Source organism: Nocardiopsis sp. YSL2, assembly GCF_030555055.1.
Lineage (GTDB): Bacteria > Actinomycetota > Actinomycetes > Streptosporangiales > Streptosporangiaceae > Nocardiopsis.
Window position 1 is genome coordinate 814,868 of the sequence record NZ_JAMOAO010000001.1, and the last position, 17,049, is coordinate 831,916.

Annotated in this window: 12 protein-coding genes; 10 read left to right on the forward strand and 2 right to left on the reverse strand. The window is 72.2% G+C overall.

The window, feature by feature from the left end; genetic code table 11:
- Positions 1–2: 2 nt before the first annotated feature.
- Positions 3–1,220: a sensor histidine kinase gene (locus M1P99_RS03500; RefSeq protein WP_304451236.1), complete on the forward strand. Its 1,218-nt coding sequence runs from the start codon at positions 3–5 to the stop codon at positions 1,218–1,220.
- Positions 1,208–1,876, forward strand: a complete 669-nt coding sequence (locus M1P99_RS03505) for a response regulator transcription factor (protein WP_304451237.1) — start codon at positions 1,208–1,210, stop codon at positions 1,874–1,876. The genes M1P99_RS03500 and M1P99_RS03505 overlap by 13 nt, the downstream gene beginning before the upstream one ends.
- Here the strand turns inward: M1P99_RS03505 and M1P99_RS03510 are convergent.
- Positions 1,834–4,947: a BTAD domain-containing putative transcriptional regulator gene (locus tag M1P99_RS03510; RefSeq protein ID WP_304451238.1), complete on the reverse strand. Its 3,114-nt coding sequence runs from the start codon at positions 4,945–4,947 to the stop codon at positions 1,834–1,836. The two genes, M1P99_RS03505 and M1P99_RS03510, sit on opposite strands and share 43 nt — an antisense overlap.
- Positions 4,948–5,174: 227 nt before the next feature.
- On the opposite strand from M1P99_RS03510, the gene M1P99_RS03515 reads away from it, so the two are divergent.
- The 6 genes from M1P99_RS03515 (at position 5,175) to M1P99_RS03540 (ending at position 11,525) form a co-directional block, all read left to right on the forward strand.
- A complete protein-coding gene (locus M1P99_RS03515) occupies positions 5,175–6,182 on the forward strand; it encodes an ATP-binding cassette domain-containing protein (RefSeq protein ID WP_304451239.1) in 1,008 nt (335 codons plus the stop codon).
- A complete protein-coding gene (locus M1P99_RS03520) occupies positions 6,179–7,012 on the forward strand; it encodes an ABC transporter permease (RefSeq protein ID WP_304451240.1) in 834 nt (277 codons plus the stop codon). The genes M1P99_RS03515 and M1P99_RS03520 overlap by 4 nt, the downstream gene beginning before the upstream one ends.
- Positions 7,013–7,207: 195 nt before the next feature.
- Positions 7,208–8,254 (forward strand): ABC transporter substrate-binding protein, encoded by a 1,047-nt coding sequence (locus M1P99_RS03525; protein WP_304451241.1) that lies wholly within the window; start codon positions 7,208–7,210, stop codon positions 8,252–8,254.
- A gap of 83 nt (positions 8,255–8,337) precedes the next feature.
- Positions 8,338–9,345 (forward strand): iron ABC transporter permease, encoded by a 1,008-nt coding sequence (locus M1P99_RS03530; protein WP_304455558.1) that lies wholly within the window; start codon positions 8,338–8,340, stop codon positions 9,343–9,345.
- Positions 9,342–10,124 carry an ABC transporter ATP-binding protein gene (locus M1P99_RS03535; RefSeq protein WP_304451242.1) on the forward strand — a complete coding sequence of 261 codons (783 nt, stop codon included), beginning with the start codon at positions 9,342–9,344 and terminating at the stop codon, positions 10,122–10,124. Before M1P99_RS03530 ends, M1P99_RS03535 begins: the two co-directional genes overlap by 4 nt.
- A gap of 234 nt (positions 10,125–10,358) precedes the next feature.
- The gene (locus M1P99_RS03540; RefSeq protein WP_304455559.1) at positions 10,359–11,525 is read left to right on the forward strand and encodes an AI-2E family transporter; all 1,167 of its coding nucleotides are present in this window, start codon (positions 10,359–10,361) and stop codon (positions 11,523–11,525) included.
- 23 nt (positions 11,526–11,548) lie between these two features.
- Here M1P99_RS03540 and ctaD read toward each other — a convergent pair whose 3' ends face one another.
- Complete coding sequence (gene ctaD / locus M1P99_RS03545) at positions 11,549–13,213, reverse strand: cytochrome c oxidase subunit I (protein ID WP_304451243.1); 1,665 nt, start codon at positions 13,211–13,213, stop codon at positions 11,549–11,551.
- A 391-nt stretch (positions 13,214–13,604) separates the two neighbouring features.
- On the opposite strand from ctaD, the gene M1P99_RS03550 reads away from it, so the two are divergent.
- Positions 13,605–15,251, forward strand: coding sequence for a right-handed parallel beta-helix repeat-containing protein (locus tag M1P99_RS03550; RefSeq protein ID WP_304451244.1), 1,647 nt, complete (start codon positions 13,605–13,607; stop codon positions 15,249–15,251).
- Positions 15,252–15,415: 164 nt separating this feature from the next.
- Positions 15,416–17,047 carry a right-handed parallel beta-helix repeat-containing protein gene (locus M1P99_RS03555; RefSeq protein WP_304451245.1) on the forward strand — a complete coding sequence of 544 codons (1,632 nt, stop codon included), beginning with the start codon at positions 15,416–15,418 and terminating at the stop codon, positions 17,045–17,047.
- The last annotated feature ends 2 nt before the right edge of the window (positions 17,048–17,049 follow it).

Genomic DNA, 17,049 nt, shown 5'->3' on the forward strand with positions numbered 1-17,049 from the left:
ACGTGGGTGAACGCCCGGTCCGCCACCGGGCGGCACGGGAGCGGACCCTGCGCGGCGCCCGCTACACCACGGCGGCCGGGGCCTCGGCGCTGCGGTCCTGGCTGCTGCTGGGCGCGTTCTTGTTCACCCACGCGCTGACGGCGCTCCTGGTCGGCGCACCACTGCTCAGGCGGCTGACCGTGCGGCTGGAGCGCAGCGCGGAAAGGGATATCCGGATGGCCCGCGCGCACCTGGGCCAGGACACCGGATCGGACGGCGGACCGCCTCCGCGAACGGAATTCTGGAACTCGATTTCCTGGTGCGCCGTCAACAGCCTGTTCGGCCTGGCCTGCATGTTCACGGCATTCGTCCTGGCCGTGGGAGTGGCCGTCTCCCTGACCTGTCCGCTGTGGTGGTGGACGCTGCCGCCGGAGCTCCAGGTCAGCCCGGGCGGCTATCCGGTGGACTCGTGGCCCGCGGCGCTGCTCACGCCCTTCGTCGGACTGGTCTACCTCGGCCTGTTCGTGTACTGCGTGCCGCGGCTGGCCGACGGCCACGCACTGCTGGCCCGCCGGATGCTGCGCGTACCCGACCGGGTCCGTCTGCGGACCCGCATCGCGGAGGTCACCGCGCTGCGCCAGACGGCCCTGGAGGCGCACGGGATGGAGCTGCGCCGGATCGAGCGCGACCTGCACGACGGGACCCAGAACCGCCTGGTCGCGGTCCGGATGCACCTGGGCCTGATCGAACGCCTGCTCACCGAGGACCCCGAGCGCACCCGGGAGCTCATCACCGTGGCCAAGGGCGCCGCGGAGGAGGCGCTCGGGGAGCTGCGCGGCGTCGTGCGCAGCATCTACCCGCCCATCCTCGCCGACCAGGGGCTGGCCACGGCGGTGACCTCGCTGGCCTCGCGGTCGGCGGTCCCCTGCTCGGTGAACGTGGAGGGCCTGCCCCGCGTCCCGGCCGCGGTGGAGACCGCCGCCTACTTCGTCGTCACCGAGGCGCTGACCAACGTCACCAAGCACTCCGGTGCCACGAGCGCGCGCGTGACCGTGCGCGAACACGGCGGCGAACTCACCGTCGAGGTGACCGACGACGGCCGGGGCGGTGCCGACGAGCGCGGGGGGAGCGGTCTGTCCGGGATCCGCCAGCGGGTGGCGTCCTTCGAGGGGCGGGCCCGGATCTCCAGCCCGCCCGGCGGGCCGACCACGATAGAGGTGAGACTGCCGTGCGCGTTCTGATCGCCGAGGACGACGTCCTCCTGCGCCAGGGCCTGGTGCTGCTCCTGGAGACGGAGGGCTTCGAGGTCGCGGGGGCGGCCCGGGACATCGACGAGTTCTGGACGCTCTTCCGGCAGCGGCGGCCCGACGTCGCCGTCCTCGACGTCCGGCTGCCGCCCGGATTCCGCCGCGAGGGGCTGGAGGCGGCGACCCGGCTGCGCGCGGAGATCCCCGGCTTCCCCGTGCTGGTGCTGTCCGCCCACGTCGAGGACGGGTACGCGGCCGAGCTGCTGGCCGACAGCCAGGGCATCGGGTACCTGCTCAAGGACCGGATCGGCGACGTGGCCGAGTTCGCCGACGCGCTGGGCCGCGTGGCCCGGGGCGGGGTCGCCCTGGACCCGGAGGTGGTGTCCCACCTGTTGGCCGGCCCGTCGCGGGACGATCCGCTGGGCTCGCTCTCGCCCCGCGAGACTCAGGTGCTCGGGCTCATGGCCGAGGGCCACGGCAACACGCGGATCCGCGAGCTGCTGGGGCTGTCGGCTCCGGCGGTGGGCAAGCACATCGGCTCGATCTTCGCCAAGCTCGGACTCACCCAGGAGGGCAGCGGCCACCGCCGGGTCCAGGCGGTCCTGGCCTACCTCAGGAGCGGCACGCGCCCGGAGGCGCCCTCGGCGTAGGCGCGCCCGAACCCCTCGTGCCCCAGCGCCCCGGTCAGCGCGCGCACCAGGGAGCGCACCCGCGGGCTGCCGTCGTCCCGCCGCCCCCGGATCCAGGAGGCGGTGCCGAGCGCGCGGGCCGCCCCCTCGGGCTCCCCCAGGGACCACAGGGCGTCGGCGACCAGTTCGGCCGTCTCCGCGCGGACGGCCGCGACACCGAGGAGCCCGGCGGCCCCCCAGGCGCGCAGGGCGGTCTCGTGGGCCCGTCCAGGGTCGTCCTCGGCCAGGGCGAGCGCGCTCTCCCGGCACAGGACGGCCACGCGCAGGTAGTCGGTGTCGGCCAGGGATCCGTCTCCGGCGAGCGGGCGCCGGGCCCGGACGAGCAGGTCGCGGGCCTCGGAGGGCCGGTTCCGGAGCAGTGCCAGGTCGGCCAGCCCGAGCAGGCAAAGGATGCGGTGCTCCGCGGTCGGGGCCTCGGTCGCGTCCAGGGCGTCCTGGAAGACCGCCTCGGCCTCGGCGTGCCGTTCGGCCCGGACCAGTTCCCCGCCCAATCGGATGAGGATGGGCGTGAACCGTTCCGAGGCCCCCAGCGACCGCTCCAGTTCCAGGGCCCGCCGCAGACTGGCGACCGCGCTGTCGACGTCGCCGCGCGAGGACTGGAAGCCGGCCAGGGCCGCGACCAGTTGGGCGGTCGTCCACAGGTCGCCCAGGTCCCAGAAGGCCGCGGCGGCCGCCTCGGTGTCCTGTTCGGCCCCGGCCGCGTCCCCGACGGCCTCGGCGGCCAGCGCCGAGGTGGCCAGGCCGGCGGCGCGCACCCAGGGGTGGTCGTGGTCCAGCGCGGCCGCGGCGTCCGTGCGCACGCCCTCGTGGTCACCGGCCAGGAGACGGTGCTTGGGGGTGATCATCGCCAGCGGGGGGTGCTCGGCCAGGGCCGCGGCGTCGGCCGCGCCGGGTCCGACACGGGCGTCGGCGCCGGGTTCCTCGGCGGCCTCCGCGCGGGGCAGGATGGAGCGGACCGCCGCGGAGACCGCGCGCGCCGTGGGAGTGAGCGCCTCGGGGCGGCGGTCCAGCTCACCGAACCACCGGTCGGCCTCCTCGTAGCGGCCCCGGATGATCCAGTACCAGCTCAGCGCCGTGACGGTCCGCACCGCCCGCGCCGCGTCCCCGTCCCGCCAGGCGTGCCGCACGCCCTCCAGGATGTTCTCGTGCTCGGCGTCCAGGACCGCCAGCCCGCGGGGCTGGTCGCGGCCGAGGAGCATCGTGAAGGCGTGCTCGGTGAGGTCGGCGACATGGCGGACGGCCGCGTCGCGCACCCGCTGCTGTTCCCCCGCCTCGCGCAAGCGCTCCTGCAGGTAGACGCGCGGGGTCTCCATGAGGCGGTGGCGGGGTTCTCCCCAGGCCGACTCCGTGGCCAGCAGCAGGGACTTGTCGGTGAGGGAGGCCAGCAGGAACGGCACCTCCTCCGCGGGCACGCCGCTGTCGGCGCAGACCGCACGGGCGGCGTCGTCGGTGGCCCCGCCCGGCAGGACCGACAGCCGGCGCGCCAGCAGCCGTTCGTGGTCGGTCAGCAGGTTCCAGGTCCAGTCCAGGACGGCGCGCAGCGTCCGGTGGCGGGCGTTTCCGGAGCGCCGGGTCCCGGACAGCAGTCGGAAGCGCTCGTCGAGGTGGCGGGCGATCTGCCGCACGGGCATCGAGCGGGTGCGCGCCGCCGCCAGTTCGATGCCCAGCGGAAGCCCGTCCAGGCGGCGGCAGATCTCGGTGACCGCCTCGGCGTTGTCGGCGTCGACGGTGAACCCGGGCCGCGCCAGGGAGGCGAGGTCGGCGAACATCGCGACGGCCTCGCCGCCCTCCTCGTCGGGGACCGCCAGGGGTTCGACGCGCACGAGGGCCTCGCCCCCCGCTGCCAGTGGTTCGCGGCTGGTGGCCAGGACACGCAGGTCCGGGCACTGGGCGAGCAGGCCGACGGCCAGGTCGGCGGCGGCGTCCACGAGGTGCTCGCAGTTGTCCAGGACCAGGAGGGTGGGCACGGCCGACAGGGCGGACGCCAACCGGGTGGAGCGGGCGCGTCCCGGGGCGGCCAGGGGCGCGCTGCCCGTGCCGAGGGTCGCGGCGACCGCCTCGACCAGGCTGTCCTCCTCGCGCAGGGGCCCGAGTTCGACGAAGCACACCCGCGGGCGCGGGGCGGTTCCGGCGGCGTACTCCGCGGCCAGGCGGGTCTTGCCGACCCCGCCGGGACCGAGCAGGGTCACCAGGCGCGTGCGGTCCATGAGCGCGCCGATGGCGGCGAGCTCGTCGCGGCGCCCGAAGAAGCGGGTCCGGTAGGGGTTGCTCCACTCGCGCGAGGGGGCCGGGGCCCCCTCGCGCAGGATGTCCGCGTGCAGCCGGCCGATCCACGGGGAGGGGTCGGCGCCCAGCTCCTCGGACAGGGCCCGCCGCAGGTCCTCGTGGACGGTCAGCGCGGCACCGCTCTGCCCGGTCTCGTGCAGGAGCCGCATGAGCAGGCCGTTGCAGCGCTCCCGGGCGGGGTGGGCGGCGCACAGGGCGCGCAGTTCCGGCAGGAGCCCGGCGGGGTCGCCGGTGCGGGACAGGGCCTCGATCCGGTCCTCCTCGGCGGCGAGCCGCAGTTCCTCCAGACGTGAGGCCGCACGCCGGGCGAAGTCGGCGTCCACCCCGCCGAGGGGGGTACCGCGCCACAGCTCCAGCGCTTCGCCCAGGGCCTGCGCCGCCCGATCCGGGGCGTGCTCCCGCAGCAGCCGGGCCCCGTCGGCCACGAGCCGCTCGAAGGCGTGGGCGTCGACCTCGTCGGGCGGCACGTCCAAGCGGTACCCGCCGCCGTGCGCGACGGGCCCGATCTCCAGTCCGTGCTCGCGCAGCCTGGTACGGGCGCGCGAGACCAGGCGCCGCAGGGTGTCCGCTCCGCCTTCGGGCGGTCCGCCGTCCCACAGGTCGTCCATGAGCGCGTCGGCGGAGACCACCAGACCCGGCGCCAGGGCCAGCCGGGCGAGCAGGACGGACATGCGCCGCCCTCCGAGCGGCAGGGCGCGGCCCCTCCCGTCCCGGACCTGGAAGGGACCCAGCATCGAGACACGCACCCCGCCAATCTGCCAGAGCGGCCGGACACCGACAAATCCCCACCTTCCCCGGCACTCCGGGAGGTGTGCGCGTGGTGGACCCGCCCGGCGCGGGGCCGTCACGGTCGGGCAGTGTCGGGGTGCCGCCCTTCCCGGACCGGGAATGACCCGCCGCGCGGGGGCGTTGGCCTGTCCACGGATCCGCCGAGCCCGCCGTCGCGGGCGGGTGCCGTCCCGGGGGAGGCGACGTGACCGCACACGTGCCCGAACTCGCCATCGAAGCCTCCGGCCTGGTCAAGGACTTCGGCCGGACCCGCGCCGTGGACGGGGTCGACCTGTCCGTGCCCACCGGACTCGTGTACGGCTTCCTGGGCCCCAACGGCGCCGGGAAGACCACCACGATGCGCATGCTGGCCACCCTGGTGCGGCCCGACGGCGGCCGGGCCAGCGTGCTCGGCCACGACGTCGTGCGCGAGGCCGACGCCGTCCGCGCCCGGGTCGGCCTGACCGGGCAGTTCGCGTCCGTGGACGACGACCTCACCGGCGTGGAGAACCTCGTCCTGCTGGGCCGCCTCTACGGCTACGGCCGTGCCCGGGCACGGCGGCGGGCCGACGACCTGCTCGACGCGTTCGGGCTGGCCGAGGCCGCCGACCGCCCGGTGAAGAACTACTCCGGCGGGATGCGGCGCCGGCTCGACATCGCGGCGAGCCTCGTGGTCACGCCCGAACTGATGTTCCTGGACGAGCCCACGACCGGGCTGGACCCCCGCAGCCGCAACCAGGTCTGGGACATCGTGCGCGCGCTCGTGGACGCGGGGACGACGGTCCTGCTGACCACGCAGTACCTCGACGAGGCCGACCGGCTCACCGGGCGGATGGCGGTGATCGACCACGGCACCGTCATCGCCGAGGGAACCCCGGACGAGCTCAAGGCCGCGGTGGGCACGGGCTCGCTGCACGTCCGGGTGCGCCGGCCCGAGCAGCGCGAGGTCGCCGCGCGGCTGCTCGAACGCCTGCTGGAGGTGCCCGTCCGGCGCGAGGGCGATCCCGCCGCCCTCTCCGCCCGCGTCTTCGACCCCGACCGCGTCGCGCACGCGCTGGGCGCGCTCTCGGACGACGGAGTCAACGTGACGCACTTCGCCCTGGGCCGTCCCAGCCTCGACGAGGTCTTCCTGGCGCTCACCGGACGCCCGGCCGCCCCGGAGGACGACGCCGGCCCGGACACCGGTCCGGCGACCGAGGAGGGAACGGCATGACCACCACACGGACCGGCGTACCCGACCAGCAGCACCTGCGCGGGGTCCTCGCCTCGGGCACCCGGCCGCCGCGGCCGAGCGCCCTGTCCGCCTCGTTCACCTTCGGCTGGCGGGCCCTGCTGAAGATCAAGCATGTCCCGGAGCAGCTCTTCGACGTCACCCTGTTCCCCGTCCTGTTCCTGCTGATGTTCACCTACCTGTTCGGCGGGGCGATCGTGGGGTCCACGGAGGAGTACCTGCAGTGGGTCCTGCCGGGGATCCTGGTGATGACGGTCGTGATGATCACCCTGTACACGGGCGTCACCCTGAACACCGACATCACCAAGGGCGTCTTCGACCGCTTCCGCTCCCTACCGATCTGGCGGCCCTCCCCCCTCGTCGGCGCGCTGCTGGGCGACGCCGTGCGCTATTCGATGGCCTCGCTGGTGGTCATCGTGCTGGGGCTGGCCCTGGGCTTCCGTCCCGAGAACGGTGTCGCGGGCGTGGTGCTGTCGGTGCTGCTGCTCATCGTGTTCTGCTACAGCCTGTCCTGGATATGGACCCTGCTCGGACTGGTGCTGCGCACACCGAACTCCGTCATGACCGTCAGCATGGTGGTCATGTTCCCGGGCACCTTCCTGAGCAACATCTTCGTCGACCCGCGGACCATGCCCGGCTGGCTCCAGGCGTTCGTGGACGTCAACCCGGTCAGCCACCTGGTGACCGCGATCCGCGGCCTGATGCACGGGGGTGTCACCACCGCCCAGATCGGGTGGGTGCTGGTGGCGTCGGCCGTGATGGTGGCGCTGTTCGGCCCGGTGACGATGTACCTGTACCGCAACCGGAACTGACCGGCCCTTTCTCCGCCCCCGCCTCCGGGCGGCGCTCCCCGCGCAGCGCCCGGTGCCGGGACCCGCGCCGTGTGTCCTGTCCCTCACCTGTTACCCCCGGAAACTTCTTCCCGGGAAAGCAAGGTTAGGCTAACGTAACCCCAGTCCACGGCGGTCGTGCCCGGACCCCTGGCTTCGGAGGAAAAGGACGGATCAGTGACAGTGACCCTACGCGACCCCCTGGCCACGGTGAGCGCCGCGCTCATCGTGGCCGCCCTGACCGGCTGCGGGGCCTCGGAGCCCGTTCCGGAGCAGACCGCCGTCACCGGGGAGGGCGCGACGCAGTACCCGCTCACCGTGGACAACTGCGGCCAGGAGGTGACCTTCGACGCCGCGCCGCAGCGGGTCGTGTCCCTGGACCAGGGGTCGACCGAGATCCTGTTGTCCCTCGGGCTGGAGGAGCGCATGGTCGGCACGGCGTCCTGGACCGACCCCGTCCTGGAGGACCTCGCGCGAGCCAACGACGAGGTGCCCAGGCTGGCGGACGAGGCCCCGACCTACGAGGTGGCCCTGGACACCGACCCCGACTTCGTGACGGCGTCGTTCGGCCGCCACTTCGCCCAGGGCGGCGTGGCCGAACGCGACCGGTTCGCCGAGACCGGGATCGAGACCTACCTGTCGCCGACCGACTGCGACGGCGGAACGAGCATCAACGGCGGCGGCACCCGCACCGAACCGCTGACCATCGACTCCCTGTACCAGGAGATCCGCGAACTCGCGCGGATCTTCGACGTCTCCGAGCGCGGTGAGGAACTGGTCGCGGAGCTGGAGGACCGCCGCCAGGCGGCCCTCGCCGACGTCGACTCCTCGGGCTCCAGCATCGCCTTCTGGTTCGCGGACCTGCGGACGCCCTACGTCGCAGGCGGGAAGGGATCGGCGAACCTGCTGGCCACCGAGGTCGGCGCCACCAACGTGTTCGCCGACCTCGACGACGACTGGCCCGCCACGACGTGGGAGAGCTTCGTCGACCGGGAACCCGACGTCCTCGTCCTGGGCGACCTCAGCCGTGAGCGCTGGCCCGGCGACCAACTGCAGGAGAAGATCGACTTCCTCAGCACCGACCCCGTCACCAGGGACCTCACAGCGGTGCGCGAGGAGCGGTTCGTCTCCCTGCACGGCGCCGAGATGAACCCGTCGATCCGCACGATCGACGGGCTGGAGGCCCTGGCCGACGGGCTGCGCTCGTTCGAGGCGACCGAGTGAGGCCCACGCCCACCGCCGACCCGGGCGCGGGCCCCGTCCGGACGGCGCCCGCGCCCGCCCACACCCCGCCGGGCGGATCGCGGCTGCGGTTCCTGGGCATCGGTACGGGCTCGCTCGCGCTGCTCCTCGTCTCGGTCGGCGTGGCCATCACGCTCGGTCCGGCCGACGTGTCGCTGGTCAACGTGCGCGACATCGTCCTCAACCACCTCGGGATCACCGACATCCCGGTCCGCGTGTCCAAGAACGCCATCGTGTGGGACGACCGCCTGCCCCGGGCACTGGTGGCCGCGGCCTGCGGCGCGGGGCTCGGCCTGTGCGGGGTGATCCTGCAGTCGCTGCTGCGCAACCCCCTGGCCGACCCCTACGTCCTCGGGATCTCCTCCGGCGCCTCGACCGGCGCCGTCGTCGTCGGCGTCCTGGGCGTGGGCGGATCCGTGATCGGTCTCTCCGGGGGTGCGTTCCTCGGCTCCGCCGCCGCCTTCGCCGTCGTCCTGCTCATCGCACGGATGGCCGGCGGCGGCAACGACAAGGTGATCCTGGCCGGGATCGCGGTGACACAGCTCTTCTCCGCGCTCACCTCGTTCGTCGTCTTCGCCTTCGCCGACTCCGACGAGGCCCGCGGGGTGATGTTCTGGCTGCTCGGGTCGCTGGAGGGCGTGCGGTGGAACGACGTCTGGCTGTGCGGGCTCGCCGTCGTCGCCGGAGCGGTCCTCTGCCTCGTGCGCGCCCCGGTCCTGGACGCGTTCGCCTTCGGTGACGACGTCGCCTCCTCGCTGGGCGTCTCCGTACGGCGGGCCCGCGCGATGTTCATGATCGCCACAGCGCTGCTCACAGCGGTGCTGGTCAGCGTGGCCGGCGCCATCGGATTCGTCGGCCTCGTGCTCCCGCACGCGGCCCGGTTCCTCACCGGGCCCCGCCACACCCGCCTGGTCCCGGTGACCGCGCTGATCGGCGCGGTCTTCATGGTGTGGGTGGACGCGCTCTCCCGGGTGGTCTTCTCCCCCTCGCCCCTGCCCGTCGGCGTCGGCACCGCCCTGGTGGGCGTGCCGGTCTTCATCGCCATCATGCTCCGCCGCAGGAGGACCCTGTGACACTCAGGACCCGAGAGGTCACGTGGAACCGGGGCGGTCGGCTCGTCGTGGACGGGGTGTCCCTGACCCCGCGGACCGGAGAGACCGTGGGGCTGCTCGGACCCAACGGGTCGGGCAAGTCCTCGCTGATCAAGCTGCTCGCCGGTGCGGTACGGCCCACCGCGGGCGCGGTCACACTGGACGGGACACCGCTCGCCGGCCTGTCCCGGCGGGAGACGGCACGGGCGCTCGCCGTCGTCACGCAGCACGCCGACACGGTCGTGGACATCACCGTGTACGACATCGTCGCCCTCGGCCGTATCCCGCACCGGAGCACGTTCGGCGGCGACCGCGAGGCGGACGCGCGCGCGGTGTCCGAGGCCCTGGACCGGACCGGGCTCACCTCCAAGGCGGGCGAGCTGTGGCACCGGCTCTCCGGCGGGGAACAGCAGCGCGTGCACATCGCCCGCGCGCTCGCACAGGAGCCGAGGGAACTGCTCCTGGACGAACCCACGAACCACCTGGACATCCGCTACCAGCTCGACCTGCTCCAGCTCGTCAGCGCACTGCCGCTGACCACGGTCGTGGCCCTGCACGACCTCAACCTGGCGGCGATGTTCTGTGACACCGTCCTGGTCCTCAAGGACGGCCGCGCCGTCGCGGCGGGCACGCCGGCCGACGTCCTGACCCCGGAACTCATCGCGCGCGTCTACGAGGTCGACGCCACCGTGCGGATCGACGACACGACGAACCGCCCGGCGATCACCTTCCACCCGGGCCGCGTACCGGCGCCGCCCTGACCGGCGGGTGGGGCGGCGTGAGCCGCCCGTGACGGTGGTCCGGACCGCCCCGGTCACGGGAACCGGTACCTCGACCGGAACCGACGGGCCACGAGAACCGTTGTCGTCCGGTAGAACGGGAGGAGTCCCGGGCTCGCGGCGAAAGACACCTGTGGGCTGAACGGAGAGGGAAGACCCGACGTGCCCACGAGTGCCACACCCCGCCCCGCCCAGCGCGCCGACCGCCACGGCGGCATGCCTCCGTGGCTGCCCCGCGCGATGATGCTGGCCATGTGGATCATCACGGCGTTCGGCGTCGTGCTGTGGCTGTTCCTCCAGCTGCAGGGCCTCATCGTGCTCCTGCTGATCTCCCTGTTCCTCGCACTCGCGCTGGAACCGGCGGTGAACTGGCTGCACCGGCACCACTGGCCGCGCGGTCTCGCCACGAGCACCGTCATGCTGCTGGTCCTGGTGCTGACAGGGGCCTTCCTGAGCCTGCTCGGGTCCATGCTGATCGGGCAGGTGCTGGCCTTCGCCGCCGAGGTGCCCGCGATGCTCCGCGCCGGACTGGACTGGTTCAACACGTCCTTCGGCACGGACTACTCCCCCACCAACCTCATCGACCAGGTGTCCAGCGCCACCGGTGTGGTCGAGCAGTACGCGTCGAGCATCGCCAACAACGTCCTGGGGGCGGGGACGACCGTTCTGGCGCTGCTCTTCAACGGGCTGACGATCGCGCTGTTCACCTTCTACCTGTGCGCGGACGGACCGCGCTTCCGCCGGGTGATCTGCTCGGTCCTGCCGCCGCGCACACAGCGCGAGGTGCTGCGCGCGTGGGAGATCGCGATCGACAAGACCGGCGGCTACCTGTACTCGCGGGCACTGATGGCACTGGTCTGCGCGGTCGCGCACTGGGTACTGCTGGTCGCGCTGGACATCCCCTACGCGGTCGCGCTGGCGCTGTGGGTCGGTGTGCTGTCACAGTTCATCCCCACCGCCGGCACCTACATCGGCGGTGCCGTCCCCGTCCTCGTGGCCCTGTTGCAGGGCCCCTGGGCCGCGGTGTGGGTGCTGGTGTTCGTCATCGTCTACCAACAGTTCGAGAACTACCTGCTCCAGCCCCGGATCACCGCCAGGACCCTGGACATGCACCCGGCGGTGGCGTTCGGCTCGGTCCTGGCGGGCGTCGCGATCCTCGGCGCGCCGGGTGCGCTGCTCGCGCTGCCGATGGGCGCGAGCCTGCAGGCCTTCATCGGCACCTACATCCGGCGCTACGAGGTCGCGGAGCACCCGCTCCTGAGCGGGCCCGCGGCCGGGGCCGATTCCGCCGCCGATCCCGACGCGGACGACGGCACCCCGGATCAGGAGAGCGCCCCGTCCGACGAGGGGCGCACCGGCCCGGAGCGCCCCGATCCCTGCTGAGGCCGCGTGCGGCGGCTCCGGGGTCAGCTCCGCTCCGTCTCGGCGCGGGAGTCGGCGGCCTCGGGATGGTGCAGGTCGAAGGCGGGGCGCTCCCCGCGGATGCGGGGCAGCGAGGTGAAGTTGTGCCGGGGCGGCGGGCACGAGGTCGCCCACTCCAGGGAGCAGGCGTAGCCCCAGGGGTCGTCGACCTCCACGCGCTCGCCGTGCTGCGCGGTGCGCCACACGTTGTAGAGGAACAGCAGCGTCGACGCGCCCAGCACGAACGACCCGACGCTGGACACCTGGTGCATCCACGTGAACCCGTCGGAGGGCAGGTAGTCGGCGTAGCGGCGGGGCATGCCCCGCACACCCAGGTAGTGCTGGATCCCGAACGCCGCGTGGAAGCTGACGAACAGCGTCACGAAGTGCCACCTGCCGAGGGTCTCGTCGAGCATCTTCCCGGTGAACTTGGGCCACCAGAAGTAGAAGCCCGCGAACATCGCGAAGACCACGGTGCCGAAGAGCACGTAGTGGAAGTGGCCGACCACGAAGTAGGTGTCGGTGACGTGGAAGTCCAGCGGCGGCGAGGCCAGGATGACGCCGGTGAGCCCGCCGAAGAGGAACGTGGCGAGGAAGCCCAGTGCGAACAGCATCGGCGTGGGGAAGGTGAGCTGGCCGCGCCACATCGTCCCGATCCAGTTGAAGAACTTGATGCCGGTGGGCACGGCGATGAGGAACGACAGGAACGAGAAGAAGGGGAGCAGTACGGCTCCGGTGGCGAACATGTGGTGCGCCCACACCGTCATGGACAGGCCGGTGATGGCGATCGTCGCCGCGACCATGCCCTTGTAGCCGAACAGCGGTTTGCGGGAGAACACCGGGATGACCTCGGTGATGATGCCGAAGAACGGCAGCGCCACGATGTAGACCTCGGGGTGGCCGAAGAACCAGAACAGGTGCTGCCACAGGATCGCGCCGCCGTGCGCGGCGTCGAAGACGTGGGCTCCCAGCATCCGGTCGGCCGCCAGGGCGGCCAGCGCGCCCGTGAGCACGGGGAAGGCCATCAGCACCATGATCGAGGTGAACAGGACGTTCCAGGTGAAGATCGGCATGCGGAACGCGGTCATGCCCGGGGCCCGCATGCCGATGATCGTGGTGATGAAGTTGACCGAGCCGAGGATCGTGCCCAGGCCCGCCACCATCAGGCCCATCACCCACAGGTCGCCGCCCAGTCCCGGCGAGCGCACCGCATCCGAGAGCGGGATGTAGGCGAACCAGCCGAAGCTCGCCGCGCCCTCCTGCGTCAGGAACCCGCCCATGACGATGAGCCCGCCGAAGAGGAACAGCCAGTACCCGATCATGTTGAGCCGGGGGAAGGCGACGTCGGGCGCACCGATCTGCAGCGGCATGATGACGTTGGCGAACCCGGCGAAGAGCGGGGTCGCGAAGAGGAACATCATCACCGTGCCGTGCATGGTGAACAGGGCGTTGAACGCCTCCGGCGAGAGCGTCTGCATGCCGGGCCAGAGCAGTTCGGCGCGGATGAGCATGGCCATGACGCCCCCGGCGAGGAAGAAGCCGAAGGACGTGACGAGGTAGAGGTGGCCGACGACCTTGTGGTCGGTGGCGGAGAGCCAGCCGACGGCGGCACGGCCCCTGCGCACGGCCGTCGGAGCGTCGGCCGCGCTCTGGTGACTGGTCTGCGTCATCGGGGCTCCAGGCGTAGCGGCGGACCTGATCTCCGGGGCGGATGCGACGCTATACCAGCGGAACGCGGCAGAACACGACGTCAGCAGCGTTTCGCGCCATCGGCCACCGAACGCCCGCGCGACAGGGGTCTCCGGCCCGACCGGCGCGGCGGCCCCCGCGTCCGGATCGCCGCATCGGCGATGAGCGGTTCAAGCGGTTGCATCCTTCGACGAGCCGAATCCCGAAACCGATACCCGATGCCGTGATGTCGCAGGTGGAGAGCGTGATGGACAACGGAGACACTCGAAGCTCCTACAAACGGTTGCATTAACCCCCCTTGACAGGGAAAGCGCTTTCTCTACGCTCGGGAGTGAGCCACCCCACATGCTCATCCCCCAAGGAGGGTCAACTGTGAGACGAACGATCACGCGTCGACTCGTGCCGACGCTGGCCGCCGCGACCCTGGTGGCGGCCCTCGCCGTGCCGGTGTCCACGGCATCGGCGCAGGCCGGGGCTCCCACGGGTATCGCCGCTCAGAACGACGGCACGAACCTCAGTGCCGGGGCCGGTGCCGACGGTTCGAGCAAGGCGAGCGGGACCAGCTACGGGAACGTCGTCGACGGTGACATGGGCTCCTACTGGTCGCCGACCGGCTCGACCGGCCGCATCTCGGTCAAGTGGGGTTCCGACACCACGGTGTCCTCGATCAACATCCGTGAGGCGGCCGGGGCCGAGGGCAACATCGGTTCCTGGCGGGTCGTCGACCACGATTCCGGGGACGTCCTGACCAGCGGCAGCGGAGCGGGTGTCATCACCTTCGCCCCGACGTCGCTGCGCAAGATCGACTTCGAGGTCACCAGCTCGAACGGTACGCCCCGCGTCGCCGAGTTCGAGACCTACGCCGGCTCGCCCCCGGACGACGGGGGCGGCGACACCCCGCCCCCGGACGGCGGTGGCGGGGACACCCCGCCCCCGGACGGCGACGAACTGTTCGTGGCCCCGGGCGGCAGCGCCGGCGCCTCCGGTACCGAGTCCGACCCGACCACACTCACTTCGGCGATCGACCGGATCGAGCCCGGCGGGTCGATCTACATGCGCGGAGGCACCTACGACTTCTCCGAGACGGTGCGCGTCGAGCCGGGGAACGACGGGCTGTCGGGCGACCGCAACGAACTGTTCGCCTACCCCGGTGAGACCCCGGTGCTGAACTTCTCCGCCCAGAGCGAGGACTCGTCCAACCGGGGACTCGCCATCGGCGGCGACTGGTGGCACGTCAACGGCATCGTCGTCGAGCGCGCGGGCGACAACGGCATCCTGCTGGGCGGTGACAACAACATCATCGAGCGGGTGACCACCCGGCACAACCGCGACACCGGGCTGCAGCTGTCGCGGTACACCGCCGGGGCTCCCCGGACGGAGTGGCCCTCGAACAACCTGATCGTCAGCTCGGTCTCCCACGACAACGCCGACTCCGACGGTGAGGACGCCGACGGGTTCGCCCCGAAGCTCACCGTCGGGGAAGGGAACGTGTTCCGCTACACCGTGGCGTACAACAACATCGACGACGGCTACGACCTGTACACCAAGTCGGACACCGGGCCGATCGGCGAGGTGACCATCGAGCACTCGCTGGTGTACGGCAACGGCTCGCTCTCGGACGGCTCCCAGCATTCGAACGGTGACCGCAACGGATACAAGCTCGGCGGATCGGGCATCGCGGTGGACCACCACATCCACCACAACATCGCCTACGAGAACGGCAAGCACGGGTTCACCTACAACTCCAACCCCGGCACCATGACGGTCTCGAACAACCTGAGCATCGGCAACGCGGAGCGCAACTTCCAGTTCGACGGCGGCGACTCGGTGTTCCGCGGCAACACCTCGTGCGACAGCGGGTCGAGCGACCGGTACAGGGGCGACGCCGACGGCTCGAACCAGTTCTGGGACGGTTCCAACGGTTCCCGCTGCTCCCAGTACTCCGGGTCCCTGGACTGGAGCTTCGACTCCAGCGGCCGCCTCGTGGTGACCATCGGCGGCAGCGAGGTCGACCTGTGACCGATCCGGCCGCACGAGCCGGAGCCGACTGATACGCCGGCCGGCCCGTCCGAACGACCCGGGCGGGCCGACCACTCCGGGTATCGGCACCCGGGCCGCGCCGCCGATCTCCGCCGCGGCCGCGGTTCGCTCCCCCATCGGTCTCGAGAAAGGTGTCATCGACCATGCGGTCCAGCAGTCTTCCCGCCCGAGGCGCACCGTCGCGGGCGCTGCGCCTCGCCCTGGCGGTGGCGGTACTCGTTCCACTCACGGCGGTCGCGCCGACGCCGCCCGCCACCGCCCGGGACCGTACGCTCACCGTCGCGACCGACGGCAGCGACTCGGCCCCCGGCACCGTCGCGGCCCCCTTGCGCACCATCCAACGCGCCGTCGACCTGGCCGAGCCCGGCACCGTGATCCGGATACGCGGCGGCACCTACGCCCCGGGCGTCAACATCCGGATCGAGAAGAGCGGCACGTCCTCGCAGCCGATCACCATGCGCGCCTACGACGGCGAGCAGGTCGTCATCGACGGCGAGAACATGCCCAACACCCCCGCACCGGTCGGCGAGTCCTACCCGCGCATCGAGCGCGGCGCGATCCACGTCAGCGGCGACTGGTGGCGCTTCGAGGACCTGGAGATCACCAACGGCCCCTATGGGATCTTCGCCATCGAGTCCAGCCACAACGTCTACGAGGACCTGGTCACCCGCGACAACTATGAGACCGGGCTGCACCTCGTGCTCGACTCCAGTGACAACCAGGTCGTCAACCTCGACAGCCACGGCAACCGCGACCCGCGCAAGAACGGCGAGAGCGCCGACGGCCTGGCCATCAAGCAGGGGTCCGGCTCGGGCAACGTCGTGATCGGCGCCAGGATGTGGAACAACGCCGACGACGGCTTCGACTCCTGGGACTTCCTCACCCCGATCCGCGTCGAGGACTCCGTCGCCTGGGGCAACGGGGTCGACCGCTGGGGCTTCCCCGATTGGGAGGGCGACGGCAACGGCTTCAAACTCGGACGCGGCGCGGCGAACCACACCGTCAGCAACAGCATCGCCTTCGACAACGCCGCGGGCGGGTTCATCGACAACGGCAACACCGGCTCGCTGCGCCTGGAGGACAACACCGCCTGGGCCAACGGCGGCAGCGGGTTCGTCTTCGACCGGTCGGCCTCGGCGCTGCACCGGAACCTGTCGGTGGCCAACGGGGCCGGAGTCGACCTCGGCTCCTCGGGCGGCGACGGCAACTCGTGGGACCTCAAGGACCGCTGGAGCGACGCCGACCTGGTCGGCACCTCGGCCTCGGTCATCACGGGACCGCGCGCCGCGGACGGCTCGATCCCGGCCACGGACTTCCTGCGCCCACGTGACCACGCGAACCTCGGCGCCGACTTCGGTGACGGCACCGGTGGGGGCGTACCGGTGTCCGGGCGCTATGAGGCGGAGCACGCCCCGGCCACCTGCGACGGCACCATCGACGCCGATCACCCCGGATACTCCGGCAGCGGATTCTGCAACACCGACAACGCCTCCGGTGCGTCGGCGCGGTTCACGGTGGACACCGACGGCCCGGCCGCGACTCTGGTGATCGGGTACGCCAACGGCGGTTCGGGCCACCGGCCGGCGGAGGTGGTGGTGGACGGCTCCACCGTGGAGTCGATCCCGTTCGCCGCGACGGGCGCGTGGGGGAACTGGGCGACGACGACGGTCACGGTGCCCGTGGGCTCCGGCGACACGGGCGTCCGGCTCGTGGCCACCGGCTCCGAGGGCCTGCCCAACATCGACTACCTGGAACTCTCACCGGGCGGGGCCTGAGC

Coding starts and splice junctions, on each gene's coding strand:
- M1P99_RS03520 (WP_304451240.1), top strand. CDS start 6,179: ATGACCACCACACGGACCGGCGTACCCGACCAGCAGCACCTGCGCGGG.
- M1P99_RS03540 (WP_304455559.1), top strand. CDS start 10,359: ATGCCTCCGTGGCTGCCCCGCGCGATGATGCTGGCCATGTGGATCATC.
- ctaD (WP_304451243.1), bottom strand. CDS start 13,213: ATGACGCAGACCAGTCACCAGAGCGCGGCCGACGCTCCGACGGCCGTG.
- M1P99_RS03555 (WP_304451245.1), top strand. CDS start 15,416: ATGCGGTCCAGCAGTCTTCCCGCCCGAGGCGCACCGTCGCGGGCGCTG.